Origin of the sequence: Exiguobacterium sp. TNDT2, from assembly GCF_003331145.1 — a bacterium.
GTDB lineage: Bacteria > Bacillota > Bacilli > Exiguobacteriales > Exiguobacteriaceae > Exiguobacterium.
Genome location: NZ_QLVE01000007.1, coordinates 15,393 through 29,946 on the forward strand (window position 1 = coordinate 15,393; position 14,554 = coordinate 29,946).

18 protein-coding genes are annotated in these 14,554 nt (G+C 56.6%); 2 read left to right on the forward strand and 16 right to left on the reverse strand.

Going from position 1 to position 14,554, the window contains the following annotated elements:
* Positions 1–61: 61 nt before the first annotated feature.
* The 5 genes from DPV68_RS05855 to DPV68_RS05875 all read right to left on the reverse strand — a co-directional run bounded on the left by DPV68_RS05855 (position 62) and on the right by DPV68_RS05875 (position 4,779).
* A complete protein-coding gene (locus tag DPV68_RS05855; protein ID WP_232819522.1) occupies positions 62–1,591 on the reverse strand; it encodes a PucR family transcriptional regulator in 1,530 nt (509 codons plus the stop codon).
* 67 nt (positions 1,592–1,658) lie between these two features.
* Complete coding sequence (locus tag DPV68_RS05860; RefSeq protein WP_114165860.1) at positions 1,659–2,951, reverse strand: methyl-accepting chemotaxis protein; 1,293 nt, start codon at positions 2,949–2,951, stop codon at positions 1,659–1,661.
* Positions 2,952–3,074: 123 nt separating this feature from the next.
* Positions 3,075–3,398: a hypothetical protein gene (locus tag DPV68_RS05865; protein ID WP_198662252.1), complete on the reverse strand. Its 324-nt coding sequence runs from the start codon at positions 3,396–3,398 to the stop codon at positions 3,075–3,077.
* 10 nt (positions 3,399–3,408) lie between these two features.
* A complete protein-coding gene (locus DPV68_RS05870; RefSeq protein ID WP_114165862.1) occupies positions 3,409–4,236 on the reverse strand; it encodes a GNAT family N-acetyltransferase in 828 nt (275 codons plus the stop codon).
* Between the two features lie 57 nt (positions 4,237–4,293).
* Positions 4,294–4,779, reverse strand: a complete 486-nt coding sequence (locus tag DPV68_RS05875) for a hypothetical protein (protein ID WP_114165863.1) — start codon at positions 4,777–4,779, stop codon at positions 4,294–4,296.
* 156 nt (positions 4,780–4,935) lie between these two features.
* On the opposite strand from DPV68_RS05875, the gene DPV68_RS05880 reads away from it, so the two are divergent.
* Entirely contained in the window at positions 4,936–5,433 is a 498-nt protein-coding gene (locus DPV68_RS05880) for a hypothetical protein (protein ID WP_114165864.1), read from the forward strand.
* A gap of 260 nt (positions 5,434–5,693) precedes the next feature.
* Positions 5,694–6,608, forward strand: a complete 915-nt coding sequence (locus tag DPV68_RS05885; protein WP_198662253.1) for a YitT family protein — start codon at positions 5,694–5,696, stop codon at positions 6,606–6,608.
* A gap of 30 nt (positions 6,609–6,638) precedes the next feature.
* On the opposite strand, the gene DPV68_RS05890 is transcribed toward DPV68_RS05885, so the two are convergent.
* The 11 genes from DPV68_RS05890 to DPV68_RS05940 form a co-directional block, all read right to left on the reverse strand.
* Positions 6,639–7,697 (reverse strand): GGDEF domain-containing protein, encoded by a 1,059-nt coding sequence (locus DPV68_RS05890; protein WP_232819519.1) that lies wholly within the window; start codon positions 7,695–7,697, stop codon positions 6,639–6,641.
* Positions 7,698–7,797: 100 nt separating this feature from the next.
* Entirely contained in the window at positions 7,798–8,025 is a 228-nt protein-coding gene (gene csrA, locus DPV68_RS05895) for a carbon storage regulator CsrA (protein ID WP_114165866.1), read from the reverse strand.
* A complete protein-coding gene (gene fliW / locus DPV68_RS05900; RefSeq protein WP_114165867.1) occupies positions 8,025–8,462 on the reverse strand; it encodes a flagellar assembly protein FliW in 438 nt (145 codons plus the stop codon). The genes csrA and fliW overlap by 1 nt, the downstream gene beginning before the upstream one ends.
* 15 nt (positions 8,463–8,477) lie before the next feature.
* A complete protein-coding gene (locus tag DPV68_RS05905) occupies positions 8,478–9,032 on the reverse strand; it encodes a DUF6470 family protein (RefSeq protein ID WP_232819520.1) in 555 nt (184 codons plus the stop codon).
* A 27-nt stretch (positions 9,033–9,059) separates the two neighbouring features.
* Positions 9,060–9,989, reverse strand: coding sequence for a flagellar hook-associated protein FlgL (flgL, locus tag DPV68_RS05910; protein WP_114165869.1), 930 nt, complete (start codon positions 9,987–9,989; stop codon positions 9,060–9,062).
* Between the two features lie 6 nt (positions 9,990–9,995).
* A complete protein-coding gene (gene flgK / locus DPV68_RS05915) occupies positions 9,996–11,522 on the reverse strand; it encodes a flagellar hook-associated protein FlgK (RefSeq protein WP_198662254.1) in 1,527 nt (508 codons plus the stop codon).
* A gap of 12 nt (positions 11,523–11,534) precedes the next feature.
* Positions 11,535–11,891 carry a flagellar export chaperone FlgN gene (flgN, locus tag DPV68_RS05920; RefSeq protein ID WP_114165870.1) on the reverse strand — a complete coding sequence of 119 codons (357 nt, stop codon included), beginning with the start codon at positions 11,889–11,891 and terminating at the stop codon, positions 11,535–11,537.
* Between the two features lie 112 nt (positions 11,892–12,003).
* Positions 12,004–12,255, reverse strand: coding sequence for a flagellar biosynthesis anti-sigma factor FlgM (locus DPV68_RS05925; protein WP_114165871.1), 252 nt, complete (start codon positions 12,253–12,255; stop codon positions 12,004–12,006).
* A gap of 24 nt (positions 12,256–12,279) precedes the next feature.
* Entirely contained in the window at positions 12,280–12,624 is a 345-nt protein-coding gene (locus DPV68_RS05930) for a flagellar protein (RefSeq protein WP_114165872.1), read from the reverse strand.
* A 58-nt stretch (positions 12,625–12,682) separates the two neighbouring features.
* Entirely contained in the window at positions 12,683–13,351 is a 669-nt protein-coding gene (locus DPV68_RS05935; RefSeq protein ID WP_114165873.1) for a ComFC family protein, read from the reverse strand.
* Positions 13,348–14,499, reverse strand: coding sequence for a DEAD/DEAH box helicase family protein (locus tag DPV68_RS05940; protein ID WP_114165874.1), 1,152 nt, complete (start codon positions 14,497–14,499; stop codon positions 13,348–13,350). Before DPV68_RS05940 ends, DPV68_RS05935 begins: the two co-directional genes overlap by 4 nt.
* Positions 14,500–14,554 lie beyond the last annotated feature (55 nt).

Sequence of the window (14,554 nt, forward strand, 5' to 3'; positions counted from 1 at the left end):
CACATATTGTACACACAAAAAAGACGAATGGCGGCCAAAATATGGCCAATCATTCGCCTCATCAGCGGCTTTTCAATAAGTGATGGGCATGATAGGCCACATAGTATTCACTCATTTTTTCACCGTCATGCAGTTGTAACCCTAAATCTTTCAATCGCTCGATCCGGTAACGCAGCGTATTGTAATGAATAAACAGCCGTTCTGACGCTTTTTGGACGTTCATTTGACAACGGATCAGCATGAGCAACGTCCGCAACAATTCGTCTTCCCCGAGCACTTGACCGATTCGGCTCTCCACGAACTCATGCAAGGATGTCTCGTCTTGCAGCTCAAATAGAATCGAATAGACGCCGAGCGCGTCGTATGACTGCACTGGAGTGGTCTCGATTGAACGCATGATCCGTAGCGCCTGACGCAATCGTTCATACTCGGTCGCCACGTCCCGTAATTGTTCGACCCATCGAGAATAGGTGACGATCACGTCGTAACCGGCCCGTCCGGCCTGTTCATGGAGATAGTGCCCGATTTCATCCAGTGTTTGCTGTGTCGGCTTGTTCACGAAACAAATCAAGCTGTCCTCATAGTACATGACTTTATGTACAAGCTCATGGTCCGCAAACCGGCCCGACAGCCAGCGTTCGAACCGCTCGATCGTCTCGTTCTCCGTGAACACGAACGGGTCCTTCCGCTCGACGGCGATGATGCCGAGAGGTAGTGTCAACTCCCAATGGAACGTGTTGGCGCGCCGCACGACTTCTTCCTCGCTCCGGAACCTACCGTTCAAGATGTCACGTAAAAAAGCATCCAAATAATTGCGTTCTTGCTGCACGATGGCGCGCTCCCGTTGAAAATCGAGCGCGAGCAAAATCGAGGCCTGCTCCATCGCGACATGAATGTTCGTATTCCGTTTTCCGGCGACGTCTAGGGCAAGCAGCTCCCCGAGCTGTTCCTCACCGACCTGAATCGGTTGCCGGATGACTTCATCGAGACGAAACGTCCGCTCCCCGAGCGTCACTGCGGCCCCGTCCCGTTCAAACGGTTCGTCTGAGACCGATTGGGCGAGCAACTCCCCATGTCCTGAGAATAAAAAGACAGGCATTTGGATCATCCCGGATAGGACGGTGACAAACGTGTTGATGTGGGCACCGTTCAACAACAAGCGCATGAGCTGTTGGTGAATCTCATCCCGAAACTTTAATATCGAGTTTTGCTTTTCGAGCAAGACTTCAAGGACGGCATTGCTCAGTTCCGACAGATTCGCATCTTCGGTCAAGACGATGAGCGGAAAGTCGTTTCGGTCAGCCGCCTCAATCATCACGTCGGGAATCGTCGTGACGTATCGTCCGACTTTAACCGCAAGACCGGCCAGTCCTTTTTCAGCCAAACGCGGCACCAATTGCCGCATCGCCTCTTCGTTCCCAGCGATCGGATAAAACGTCGTCAACAATAGATTTCCTTTAGACACGTACGGTAAAATATCCGGCACTTCCATGAACGAGACGTTGTTCACGTCTCGGCCCATTCCGTTCCGACCGGCGATGACCGTTGCTCCAGCGTACGCCGGCAGTCCCAACACTGCTTCCACATCCATTTTCACGAGACATCCCTCCATCCACAGTGTAGCAAAAAAGCGCATGCTCTCGCATACGCTTTCATGATTACACTTCCACCTTCACTTGCTCCGTCTCATTCTGCAAACTCTCCGCGGCACGGACGAGCTCCGTCATCGCGCCGTTCACTTCACCGAGACTCGCCGCTTGTTGGCTCGCCGCTGACGTGACTTCTGTCGCGTAGCGAGACGCCTCTTCGACCATGCCGACGATGCCGGCCGAGTTCGTGACGACCGAATCGATCTGTCCACGCGATTCATCCAAGAGCGTATCAACCGAATGGACGTGGCTGTACACTTCGTTCGCCGAGTTGTGGATCGACGCGAACGCACCGCCCGCCTTCTCGACGAGACCGACGCCCGTCTCGACTTCCGCTTTCACGTTCGCCATCGATGACGATGTGTCACCGACCAAGCGTTTGACGTCGACAATCAAATCCGTGATCTCTTGCGTCGAGTTCGCCGTCTGTTCGGCGAGCTTCTTGACTTCCGCTGCGACGACTGCAAATCCGCGTCCGTGTTCCCCCGCACGGGCCGCTTCAATCGACGCGTTCAAGGCAAGCAAGTTCGTCTGCGCCGAGATGTCGCTGATGACGTCCGTGATGCGTGAAATCTCGCCCGTCATCTCTGTCAACTTGCTGTTGAGGGTCGATGACTGCTCGACCTTACCGGCGATCGCATGCATCGCATCGACCGACGACGAGGCGAGCCCTTTGCCGCTCTCCGCTTCTTGTTGCATCTCGTTCGCCGATTCGAGTGCCGAGCCCATCTCTTGACGAATGTTCTCCATCGTCCGGGCGACAGCACCGAGCAGGTCCATCGAACTGTACGTCGCATTGACGTTGTCTTCGAGCATTTTGTTCAAGGCGTTCATCGCCGAGCGAATGTTCTCGCCGGCCGTATTCCCTTCATGCACCGCTGCCGCGATCTCTTGCGCCGAACCGGTGAGCTGGTCCGCCGTGTAACGCATATTTGTCCCTTGTTCCCGCAGGTGTTCGACCATATTGTCCATCGACAGAAGCAGACGACCCATCTCTGAACGGTCTGTCGTCGTCTCGTCCGCGAACACGACCGTCAAATCACCGTTCCCGACTTCGACCGCCTTGTCTGACGCCAACTCGATCGCCTTCAGCGGTCGACGGGCGATCAAATAGATGACGACTCCGCCGAGCACCGAGATGAGCAAAGCCACTGCCGTCCCGACGAGCATGACCTGTCCCTTCGCCATCTCAAGCTCCGTGAGCAGCAAGAGCGTAATCAAGCCGACCGCTCCGCCCGTGATAAAGGATGTGACTAAAATCCAAGCGAGCAGTTGGGTCGTAAAGTCTTTAAATACTTTCACTATAAGTTCCTCCTTTGTGTAACTCATCACCTACTATATCGTCTACTTGGAACGATTTGTATAGCGTTTCCAGTTGAAGATTTGGTCAATGAAAAAACGCCCTCGTCATCGAGAGCGTGCAGATTAAAAACGGTCGTCTTCTTTTGTCATGTGCACCTGTTCGCGCGGGGTCATGAGCGCATCAATCGCGAGCGCAATCGCCGCCATCCAGTGCAACATCATACCGAGGAACGGGATGAACCCGAGCACCGACGCCATGATGCCGACAATCGGCCCGACCGAAATCCGTTTCAGCCGCGTCATTGACAAGACGAGCACCACGCTATGGAACACGAGCATGAACCCCAGCGGCGCATAGCCCATACTGATGATGAACAGCCCACCGAGTGCCGGGATCCCGAGCAGCGCCTCGAAGGCGGCACCCATCCATTTCAAATTCCGAACCATTTGTCTCACCTCACAGTTCTAGTAAGTAAAACTCATAGCCACCATTCTCCGCGAACCCGGCCCGCTTGTAAATCTCGAGCGCGGCCTTGTTTTCCGTCTCGACGTCGAGTTCGAGTTTTGTCCGGCCCATGCGGAACAGTTGCTGGACCATCTGCTTCAACATCTTCGTGCCGTAGCCTTGGCCTTGCTCACTCGCGCGCACGCCGAACGCGTGGATGCTGCCGGCATCGTCTCCCGAAAGGAGCGCACGGATGACCCCGACCGGACGGCCTTCGACTTCACCGATGTATGTCACGCGGTCCGGCGTGTCGATCTGTTCATAGATGTTCTCGGTCACGTCGAGCGGGTCCCCGAACGCCTCACTGAGCGTCTCGATGATGAGCGCACGGTCGGCGTCCGTCGCCTCGCGGAGCGACACCTCGTCTGGCTTCAAGAACAACTCGGCTTTTTTCAGCACCAAGTTGTACTCCGAGAACTGGTACGCCGCACCGAGATGGTCGATGACCGCCTTGCCCGACGTCGACTTGCGGTCGATGACGAACGTGAACGCCTCGCAACCGTTCTGTTTCGCGTCCTGCTTCGCCGCATCCAAAAGCGCCGTGAAGACGCCTTGCTTCCGGTAGTCCGGATGCACGAGCGCGTTCACCTCGTACTCGTTCGGAAGATACGGGAAAAGCACCATATAGCCGACGAGCGTATCATTGTCATAGACGGCGTAGTCGTTCTGACCGATTGATACGTGTCCGATTTTCACATCGATGTTGTCATGCGTATTGACCGCCGTCTCAAGCGTTTCTACCTGCTCTGCCTGTCTCACTTCTTCTACTGTCCAATTCATGTGATCACCTCAACTGTATTGTAGCATAATCGAAAAAGCCCGCCGTGGCGGGCGAACTTATAACGTGCGGAACTCGAGCTCCGGAAGCGTCTGAAGCAGTTCCGCGATCTCGTCCGTATGTGCCTCGGCACCCGGGACGGCCTCGGTCGGTTCGACCCAGAAGAACGTCTTATCGCTCGCACCGAGGTAATTGCCGTAGCCGACTTCTTCTGCGAACGCCTCTTCCGACAGTTCACGGTCAACCAAGTCCAAATGGAACAACAGCTGGTCGTCGCCCCCTTCTAGATTGTAATACAGGTCGAACGTGCCGTAGCTGTTCTTGTCGCCGACATCGACGACGTCCTCTGCCTTCTCGATATAGACGTCCCCGCGCTCAATCGCCTCGACGATCTTCGACGGGAGAATGATCTCGTAACCGAGGGCACGGTCCCGAATCGTCTGCGTCGTGTCCTCGGTCCGTCCACGTGACGAGACGACGCCGACCGTTGCGACGAGGGCACCGGTCACACCGAGCGCGACCGCCCATTTCACCGTTTTATTCATCTGAATCCTCTCCTCTTTCGTCTGACTATGAGACGATTATCGCACAAATCGACACCAAATCATTAAATATTCTGAAAAAATGTTTTCCGATGCGTTGACGCACGTTCCGCAATCCCATACGATAAAAGTATCGCATTAGAGAAAAGAGGAACCGACATGTCAAACGAATCCCAATTGACACGCGCACAGCTCGACGCGCTCTTAAAAAACGTCTTCGCCCTTCAAATCCCGGTCATCGAGAAGTTCATGACCGACCTGTTCAAAAAATATGTCTCGACGGCGTCCACGTTCAAACAGGACATGGACACGATGAAAGCGACAGACTGGCACAAACAGTTCTTCGGCCAGAAAGTGATGCCACACCTCTTCATCGAGAACCTCGGCTACGGCGCCTCGTTCCGTCATCAGGAGCAAGACAAAGTCGTCAAGATCCCCGACAACATGACGGTCGTGAAACCGGACTCAGACGACCAAATCGAAGAGATTCTGCAAAACCTCGACAAGACGCTCGCGTCGATGGAGGGCATCAAAAACAAAGGGCTCGTCAAAAAGTTTTACAAAGAAACGCTCGAACTCATCTGCCAGCTCGGTAGCCGTACCGGGATGATGGACGATTTTTATGAGAAAGTCAAAGGGAGCCTGACGAAAGCTTGACCCACGATCCACGTCCTCGGACGTGGATTTTTAGTTTTCACTTTTCGGCTCGAACACGGCCAAGCGCTCGATGTCGGCCAAAATCGGCCTTGCCCGACCAATCAACGTCTGCGTCGTCTCGAGCGACAACGACTGTTGATGTGCCTCCATACTTTCCCACACCTCGCATCTCGCGCCATAATTTGTGTCGGATTTCCTGACTCGACCGTAACATCCACTGTGAGGTTTGCTATACTAAAAAGAAAAAAGGAGTGACCCCGATGCAGCGTCCACCGATGCCTTCCCCGTCACCGGAGGAAGTACTCCGTTTGAAACGCGAACACAATCCGATCAAACCGACCGAACTTCTCTCCAAGGGGCTACTTCTCTTAATCGGTTCGTTCATCTTCGCCATCGGGCTCGAGGCGTTCCTCGTCCCGAACCAAATCATCGATGGCGGCATCGTCGGCGTCTCGATCATCACGTCCTATTTGACCGAGACGAAACTCGCCATCTGGCTCGTCTTGTTCAACTTGCCGTTCATCTTCTTCGGGTATCGTCAAATCGGGAAGACGTTCGCCGTCGTCACACTCGTCGCCATCATGCTCATGTCCGGCTTCACGGTCCTGCTCCACACGATCGAGCCGTTCACCGATGACCTGCTGTTGTCGACCGTCTTCGGCGGTTTCCTGCTCGGGGCCGGCATCGGCCTCGTCATCCGGGCCGGCGGGTCGCTCGACGGGACCGAGATTTTGGCCGTGTCGTTCACGGACCGCCTCCCGTTCTCCGTCGGGGAGATCGTCATGTTCTTCAACATCTTCATCCTCGGGACGGCGGGTTTCGTCTTCAGCTGGGACCGGGCCATGTATTCGCTCATCACGTACTTCGTCGCTTTCAAGACGATCGATATCGTGCTCGAGGGACTCGACCAGTCGAAGGCGGCGTGGATCATCACGACATCACCCGATGATATCGGCCAAGCCATCATGGACCGGCTCGGCCGCGGCGTGACCTACTTGCACGGGGAAGGGGCCTATACGGGCGACGGCAAGAAAGTCGTCTTCACCGTCATCAGCCGACTCGAAGAGACGAAATTGAAAGACATCCTCGACGATTATGACGAGAAGGCGTTCCTCGCCATCGGCAACATCCATGACGTCCGGGGCGGCCAGTTCAAAAAGAAAAACATCCACTAAAAAAGTCGGCCCCGGGGCCGACTTTTTGCGTTATCCGAATCGGGCTTGGTCGCGCCCGCTCGTCTTGGCGTGATACAGGGCGGCGTCAGCCCGCTCGAACACGACCGACCCGAGTTCGGCACTCGCGAGCGAGGCCCCGATCGAGACCGTCATCGAAATGGCTTCCCCTTCAAATAGGAACGGCGTCTCACGGACGACAGCGACGACCGCCTCGGCGAGTGCCACGACGTCATCGCCCACCTCTTCGATCACCATCAAGAACTCCTCGCCGCCGTACCGCCCGACGAAACCGTCGGCCGGGCAGTTGTCGCGCAACGTCTCCCCGATGTGACGCAACGCCTCGTCACCGGCCCGGTGGCCATATGTGTCATTCAATTGTTTGAAATGGTCGACGTCGATGACGAACAGCGCCCACGGTCGACCCGACAGTTCGACCTCGCTCAAGCGCTCGAGCGTCATGTAGCGGTTCGGAAGACCCGTCAACTCGTCGACCGTCGCCCGGTGGGTGTGCAGGCGGAACATCCAAAGATGTGACTCCAACTTCTTCGCCCCCCAATAGCACATCCAGGCCCCGATGGACGTCATCAAAAAATAAGGGATGAATACATGGATGAACGTATCGGGCGAGACGTGACCGACGACGCGGACGAGAACGAGCGTCATCCCGAGCGCGATATATCCCGCGTACAAATGGCCTCGCCGTATGTGTTGACGGCCGAGACCGATGGCGATCGTCCAAAAGATGCCGATCATGACGAGTGCGCTCATGATGATCGAGCTGAAGCCCTCGGTCATCAGTCTGGCCGCGACGGATATGATGATGGCGACGCTTACCCCGACCGGTCCGGCAAACGCCGCCGCGAGCGCGAACGGAATGATGCGCAGGTCGATCCGAGCCCCGTCCACCATGATGGCATTGGTCGTCAACAACATGGCGATCACACCGGTCGAGAGCCCGAACCCGATGCGGACCGAGACAGGGGACGACGCTTGAATCGGCAGCACGTCACGCAGCACGTAAAATGTCAGCGAGATCAGTAAATAGATGATGCTGATGTTGATGAAGAAAATATTCAATACTTGTCCCAATCCAACCCGTCCTTTCCCCCACTTCGCTCGGTCCATCCGATCTCCATTCGAACGAACCTGTCATCCATGTCACATGTCGTCGCATGGAAAAGCCGGAAGCTCACGCCTCCGACTTGTTTTGTATCATCTGTTTCATCAAATTGGCGCTGTCGCGGGCCGACTCGTTCTCGGTCTGCATCTGGACGTATACTTCATGACGATGGATGTCGATATGGCGCGGCGCGTCGATGCCGAGCTTCACTTGGTCGCCTTCGATGGCGAGCACGGTGAGCGTCACGTCGTCCCCGACATGGATCGCCTCGCCTTGCTTTCGTTTCAATACGAGCATCAGCGCACCTCTTCTTTCTGGCCGCCGAGCGGGAAGCGGGCCGGATAGGCGTCATCTAAGATGATTTGTTTGCCGCGGCGTTCTTTCGTCTCGATGACGATCGGTGCCTTCAAGTTGAGCGTCGAGGCGTCGAACGGATTGCGAAGCGTCACGATGGCATACACCGAGACGTGCTCCGCCTCATCGATGCCGAGCTGGTCTTTCGCCCCGTCCGTCAATTCGAACGCGTAATCGTCCTTATGCCAGAACGGGTTCGTGACGACGAAGGCGCAGGCCGGGTCCTCGATCGACTGGAGTGACCAGAACGGGAGCTCGTCGCCGTACGGGATCAGGGCGAACGTCTTTGACTCCGGGAATCCAGGAATCTCGCTCACGAACGAGATCGTCTCGTCTTCTTTCACTTCAATCTTGCCAAAATAGTCTGTCTCAATGAACATGGATTGTCCTCACTTTCAACGCGTCTCGTCATACATGCCCCCGACCGCCCACATCTCGAGTGACGCCTGTTGACGGAGCGAGATGTCCGTCGTCCATGGCGTGAACGAGATGTCGGCCGGGGTGAGTGATACATCAATCTGGGCCGGCGTCAGGTTCCACTCGATTTTGACATCCGCCGGCGTATACGTCAACTTCACGCGGTCAATCGACTTCGGCATATAGCCCATCTCGACGATCGGGTACGGGTCGTTCACTTTGCTCGCTGCGATGCTCGGGATCGGATTGCCGTTCTCGATGCGCATGAGTTGGTCGCCTTCTTGCGCCGCCTGGCTCGTCGCCTCGCGTACGCCTTGTTCGCCGAGCTGACCGAAATAGCGGCCGAGTTCGAGCGCGCCTTTCAAATTGCTTTCACTGCGCGCGACCGACGAGTCGACCTCGAGCGTCCCTGGTGTCGTCTGTTGTGTCATCACGGCTTTGCCTTGCGTCATCGATACGTCGGCCCGGCCTTGCCACATCTCGAGCACAGGCCGGTTCGATGTCATCTGGATGGCGGCGGTGGTCTGCCGCATCTCAAGTCTCGCGAGATTCATCCGCGCTTACCGCAGGAAGTCGAGGAGCGTCGGCTGGATGATACGGGCTCCGGCCGATAACGCGGCCCGATGCACCGTCTCGTGCGACTTGAGCTCCATGATGACTTTCTCGATGTCGATGTCTTCGTTATCAGACATGATCGTCTTCGCGATAATCTCATGGTCTTGCAGGCGGTTGTCGACGAGTTCGAGTCGGTTGGCACGGGCACCGAGTTCGGCCCGCTTCGTGATCAAGTTCTGGCCGAGCGTGTCGAGTGTCGCGAGCTCGGCGGATAGATCGGCCCCGGTCGTCGTCGGAGTGTTGAGCATGCTGCTCAACTTCTGGAGACCCTTGAATAGCTCTGCCCCGAACACTTTCTCCGGCTGCATGTTCACTTGGACCTTGATCCCTTTTGACACTTCAAACTCGATTTTCCCGCTCGTGGCAGGTGCCCCATTCGGGTAGATGCTGTTGACATCCCCGCTCGGGTCGGCAAGGAACGCCTTCAAAGCGTCCATATTGATGAGCGGCTCATCCGTCTTCGTCCCGTTGTAGATATATTTCTCGCCGGCTTTCGAGTTCGCGAGCGAACCGATATGTTCGACGAGCTGGTCGATCTCGCTCTTGATGATTTGGCGTTGCGACGACTCGTACGTGTCGTTCGCCGCTTGCGTCGTCAACTCGCGAATCCGTTTGACGGCTTCTGTCACTTCGTTCAGCGTCGAGTCGGTCAAGTCCATCCAGCTCGTCGCTTCGCTGACGTTGCGGCGAAACTGGTCGACTTCACGCACTTCGGTCCGGTAGCGCATCCCTTGCATCGCGACGACCGGGTCCTCGGACGCCTTTTGAATCCGCTTCCCGCTGATGAGTTGTTCTTGGACACGGGCGAGCGTATTATAGCTGCTGGATAAGTGTTTCAAGTTCGTCTGTGTGAGCATCGTCTGTGTGACACGCATTACTCATTACCTCCCTACGACACCCATGCCGTTAATGATTTTGTCGAGCATCTCGTCGACGGCCGTGATGTTTCGCGCCGCCGCGTTATAGGCATGTTGGTACTGAATCATCATCGTCATCTCTTCGTCGAGCGAGACCGCGCTCACCGATTGCCGGCGTTGATCCGAGCTCGCCATGAGGGCGAGCGTGCTCTTCGCGAGACTGCCGCTCTGGCTCGCTTTGACCGCCATGTTGCCGATGACGTTCTGATAATACTTGCCGATCGACGTCGTCGTCGTGACCGAACCGTCAAACGCGAGTCCGGTTTCTTTCATGTGCGCCAAAGCGAGCGCCCCGCTGCCGTCCCCGATGTTGCCGTCACTTGATGCGGCGATCAGGTTCAACTCTTGCATGAAGTCGTCATGCACTTTGATCGTGGCGGCACTGATGTTCGACGGATCCGACGCGTCCGTGAAGAAGTCGGTTCTTCCATTGTTCCCGTCCGCATCCTTGTTCTTGCCGTGGGCGATATTGAACGCCGTGGCGAACACGTTCGCCATCTCGTTTAAATCGTTCAGCATGCCCGTGAATTCTCCGTCGATGCCTTCGCTCGCGTTTTCTCCATACATCTCGACGAGCGCTTTCAGTTTTCCGTTCGGCATATCGGCATACGTCATCGGAAGCATCGGGTCCGCCTCAGGCGCCCCAGCCGCTTTATAACTCGACGCCCCAATCGAGCCAACCTTTCCGTTAGCCGCATCGACCAACGTCACTGGTGTTTTTGGCGATGTCTTACCTAAGTTGATGACGATATCGATTCGCCCCTCGGCCATCCGCTGCGAGTTGCCGCGCGTCTCGCCGTTCAAGTAATCGATCGGTTTACGCTCGAACTCGATATACTGAGCAAGTTCGTCCATGTAGCGGTCGCGCTCATCGTACAGCTCGTTCGGGAGTACGCCGAGCGGTTCCGCGTCTCCGATTTGACGGTTGACGTTGTTGATTTTCGTCAACAGGTCGTTCACTTTTTTGACGACGACGTCGGCCTCTGCCTTCAAGTCGCCTTGGACTTTCGTGAGCGAGGACGACATATAGTTGAACGTGTCCGTGAGCGTCATCGCCCGCTGCCGGACGACACTTCGGGCGCCGGTATCATCCGGGTTGACCGACAAGTCTTGGAGCGAGGCCCAAAACAAGTCGAGCGATTTGGCGAGCCCGTTCTCCGACGGCTCGTTGATGATATCTTCCATTCGTCCGAACGCCGCCTCTTTCGTGGCGTAGTAGGCGTTCTTCACCGACTCGTCGCGGTACTGTTGGTCGATCATCAAGTCGCGGATCCGAGCGAGCGTCTCGCCGCGAACACCTGTGCCGAACTGTCCGGCCTTCGTCCCGCCGAAATTGACGCTGAGCTGTTCGGTCATGCCGAGCGACAAGCGCTGGCGCGAGTAGCCCGGGTTCGAGGCGTTGGCGACGTTGTTCCCCGTCGCCTGGAGCGCCCATTGATGCGTGGAAAGACTCCGTCGCGCCGTCTCTAATCCCATAAATGTTGAGCCCATTACACTTCCTCCTTATACATCCCGGCTGAACGAGCGTGTCTCGAGCGCCTGTTGACCGTACGTGAAATCATCTGCTTCTGGCATGAGCATGTCCAAATGCCATTCGATATACCGGAGCGACTGTTCGAGCAGGACGGCGTTCAGTTCATTCTGCCGTTTCAGCTCATAGACGACCGGTCGTAACGCTTCCTTCTCTTCATCGTCCAAAACAAGCGTTCCTTGAAGTCGTTCCGTTTCTTTTTGTTTAATTTGTCTGAGAATCGTCGCCTCTTCCTTGACGAGCGCGCTGAACGCGGGCATGTCCCCATTGACGAGCAGTCGTTCCTTGTCATAAGCGAGTTCGAGCAAACGTGTATGGTATGTGAGCATAAGTCTCTCCTTTTTCCAAAAAAAGAGCCGACTAAAGAAAGGGTGTCCCTTGTTTAGTCAGCTTCCGTGCCATCATATGTGTGCGAAGGTCTCCCTCGGACCTCGCTTTCATTCATCCTTGTAGAAAGCGTTTGGCGATCTCGCGCGCGTCCCGTGTGTACGTCCCGGCGTTGATTTCCGCCTTCAAGGCGTTGATCTTCTCCAGGCGCTCCGGATGTTTCACCGGCTCTTCAAACCGGGCGCGGGCTTCGGCCGATATCGATAGTTGGTCCGTTTGGCGTTTCAGCTCGGGCTTCGTCTCAGGTTGCGTTTTCTTCTCATAAGTGTTCGGTAAGTGTACCCACTTTGCAGAATCGATGCGCATACGTGTCCCCCCTCTTCTTAGTTGTTAGTCCAAACGATAAGCGCGAACGCTTTGTTTCGTGACGGTGGCTTCGAGCCCTCTCAGTTCTTGCTGCATGTCGGTCTGACAGTCCGCGCATACCTTTCCTTGGTTCGTCGGATTGCCGCAACGCACGCAGGCGATGCTCAGTGACGGGTTGTCCTTGATGATCAGGCGTCCTTCATGGATGTATCGCGTGATATCAAGTTCGGAGACGCCTGTCGCTTCGACAAGGGCCCCGATCGTCGTCTGTTTGTTGGCCGGTTCGCGGATGAAGTCCCGGACTTTCAAAAAGTTTTGGAAATCGACTTCCGCGCAGGATGGGCAGTAAGGCGAGCGGCTTTGTTTCATGAAGAGCCGTCCGCATGTTTGACAAGTTGTTGCTTCCACAGTCATTCACCTCTGCCTTTTATATCGGACGCATTTTTGATTTGTTTAGCGTCCGGAACAGGCAAACGGCAGAAACTTCTTCATAGCCGGCTTTCTTGAGCGTGAACGCCGCCTGATGGAGCGTCGTCCCGGTCGTATAGACGTCATCGACGAGAACGATTTTCTCACACCGAGACGCTTTATGTATAGCGAACGGGTTTGGACGGTGCCGCCTTTCTTCTTTCCCAAGTTCACGCTGACTTGAAACCTCGGATTTCACGAGTACCCGTTCCGTCGGCCCGATCATCCGGGCGAGCAGGTCCGCCTGATTGAAACGCCGGGTCCGTAACCGCTCCTCACTGAGCGGGATCGGGACGTAGACGACGCCACGTTCCCGTAACGATCGAAGAATCGGCCGCATCTGATTCACGAGGACGACGTCGCCGCCGAACTTATAACGATGGAGCCAGTTGGTGCCCGCCTCGTCGTAGGCGTAAAGCGAGCGGACCGTCAAATCGAGGCCGAGCGCGAGCCAACGGACACAGTCGTCACACGTCACCCCGTCAGCACCCGGATGACCGCAGCGCGGACAGCCCGAGATGAGCGGCGTCAATAACCCCGCACAGTCCGGGCACACCCAGTCCCGTTTCAAGAGCGTCGCCGGGCTCCAGGGGATGGCGAACGGTTTTCGGCAGACGAGACAGTTCATCGTCGGTTCGCCTCCTCGATCTCCCGGATGGCCCGGTCTTGCCGGAACGTGCGCTCGTGATAGAAGAAGACGACGTCCCCGGTCGGCGCGGTCGGTTTACGCCCGGCCCGCCCTGCCATCTGGACGAGGGCGCGGGACGAAAACAAGGCGTGGCTGCTGTCGAGGACGGCGACGTCGACCCCGCGCACGGTCATGCCCCGCTCCCAAATCGACGTCGCGAGCACGATTCCGTTCGTCGCCTCGAGCCATTCGAGCGTATCTGTCCGCTCGTCCGTGTCGGCCGAGACGGCCCGATAGGTGAATCCGTTCGCGTGAAGCAATTCTCCGTAGCGGACGAGGTCGGCCTTCGTCGGCACGAACAAGAGCCGCGGTGTCTTGCGTCGGCAAAATGCGACGATCGCCTCGTCCGTCTGTTTCACAAGCGTCGGCACGGGCAAGTCGTGCCCGTGATAGCGGCGGGACAAGTGCGCCGTCGGGAATTGGCGCTGCCAGACGGTCGGCGTCGCCGTCACGAATAAAAAGATGCCTTTCCCCACGCGTCGGATCGTCCACCAGAGCGCCATATCGAAGGCGAACGGGAACGCGTCCGACTCATCGACGAGCACGTAGTCGAAAACATGTTTTAAGTTCAAGAGGAGCGGTGCCGTCGCGACGGTGATCATGCCGATCGTGTCTTTCTCCCCGCCACCGTAGCGCCGCGTGACCGGGACAGAGAAGGCGCACTCCAATCGTTCGGCCCATTCGATGGCGACGTCACGCCGCGGCGAGACGATGAGCACACGCTTCCCAACGTTTACGACACGTTCGATGACCGGGAACGCCATTTCCGTCTTGCCGGACCCGCAGACGGCGTGGACGAGCCCGGTCTTCTTTTGATCCCACCAGGTGAGCAACTGCTCGCTCACATGGCGTTGGCCGTCGCTCAGTTCGAACGGCATGACGAGCTCGGTCGGCTCGACAGGTGTCGTGATGTCTTCTTCCCCAAGACGGTCGCACCGACAGATGCGCCCGAGATGCAGACAGTTGCGGCAATAGCTGCACGCGCCATGATGACAAGTGAAGGCGCGGACATCGGTACTCAGACAGCGTTGACAGATGCCAAAGCGAATGGCCGGTCTCCCGGTCGGTCGGACGACGAGTTGTCCCATAGCGATTCCTCCGTTTTTCCTCTGACGCTATCATCGCGCACGTCCTCGCGCAAAC

Excerpts from the sequence above, each read along its gene's own strand:
- flgL (WP_114165869.1), bottom strand. The coding sequence starts at position 9,989 with ATGCGTGTCACACAGACGATGCTCACACAGACGAACTTGAAACACTTA.
- flgN (WP_114165870.1), bottom strand. The coding sequence starts at position 11,891 with ATGCTCACATACCATACACGTTTGCTCGAACTCGCTTATGACAAGGAA.
- DPV68_RS05865 (WP_198662252.1), bottom strand. The coding sequence starts at position 3,398 with ATGGTTCGGAATTTGAAATGGATGGGTGCCGCCTTCGAGGCGCTGCTC.
- fliW (WP_114165867.1), bottom strand. The coding sequence starts at position 8,462 with ATGTTCATTGAGACAGACTATTTTGGCAAGATTGAAGTGAAAGAAGAC.
- DPV68_RS05855 (WP_232819522.1), bottom strand. The coding sequence starts at position 1,591 with ATGGATGTGGAAGCAGTGTTGGGACTGCCGGCGTACGCTGGAGCAACG.
- DPV68_RS05930 (WP_114165872.1), bottom strand. The coding sequence starts at position 12,624 with ATGAAACAAAGCCGCTCGCCTTACTGCCCATCCTGCGCGGAAGTCGAT.
- DPV68_RS05940 (WP_114165874.1), bottom strand. The coding sequence starts at position 14,499 with ATGGGACAACTCGTCGTCCGACCGACCGGGAGACCGGCCATTCGCTTT.
- DPV68_RS05880 (WP_114165864.1), top strand. The coding sequence starts at position 4,936 with ATGTCAAACGAATCCCAATTGACACGCGCACAGCTCGACGCGCTCTTA.
- DPV68_RS05925 (WP_114165871.1), bottom strand. The coding sequence starts at position 12,255 with ATGCGCATCGATTCTGCAAAGTGGGTACACTTACCGAACACTTATGAG.
- flgK (WP_198662254.1), bottom strand. The coding sequence starts at position 11,522 with ATGGGCTCAACATTTATGGGATTAGAGACGGCGCGACGGAGTCTTTCC.
- DPV68_RS05870 (WP_114165862.1), bottom strand. The coding sequence starts at position 4,236 with ATGAATTGGACAGTAGAAGAAGTGAGACAGGCAGAGCAGGTAGAAACG.
- DPV68_RS05905 (WP_232819520.1), bottom strand. The coding sequence starts at position 9,032 with ATGCGGCAGACCACCGCCGCCATCCAGATGACATCGAACCGGCCTGTG.
- DPV68_RS05875 (WP_114165863.1), bottom strand. The coding sequence starts at position 4,779 with ATGAATAAAACGGTGAAATGGGCGGTCGCGCTCGGTGTGACCGGTGCC.
- DPV68_RS05885 (WP_198662253.1), top strand. The coding sequence starts at position 5,694 with ATGCAGCGTCCACCGATGCCTTCCCCGTCACCGGAGGAAGTACTCCGT.
- csrA (WP_114165866.1), bottom strand. The coding sequence starts at position 8,025 with ATGCTCGTATTGAAACGAAAGCAAGGCGAGGCGATCCATGTCGGGGAC.
- DPV68_RS05935 (WP_114165873.1), bottom strand. The coding sequence starts at position 13,351 with ATGAACTGTCTCGTCTGCCGAAAACCGTTCGCCATCCCCTGGAGCCCG.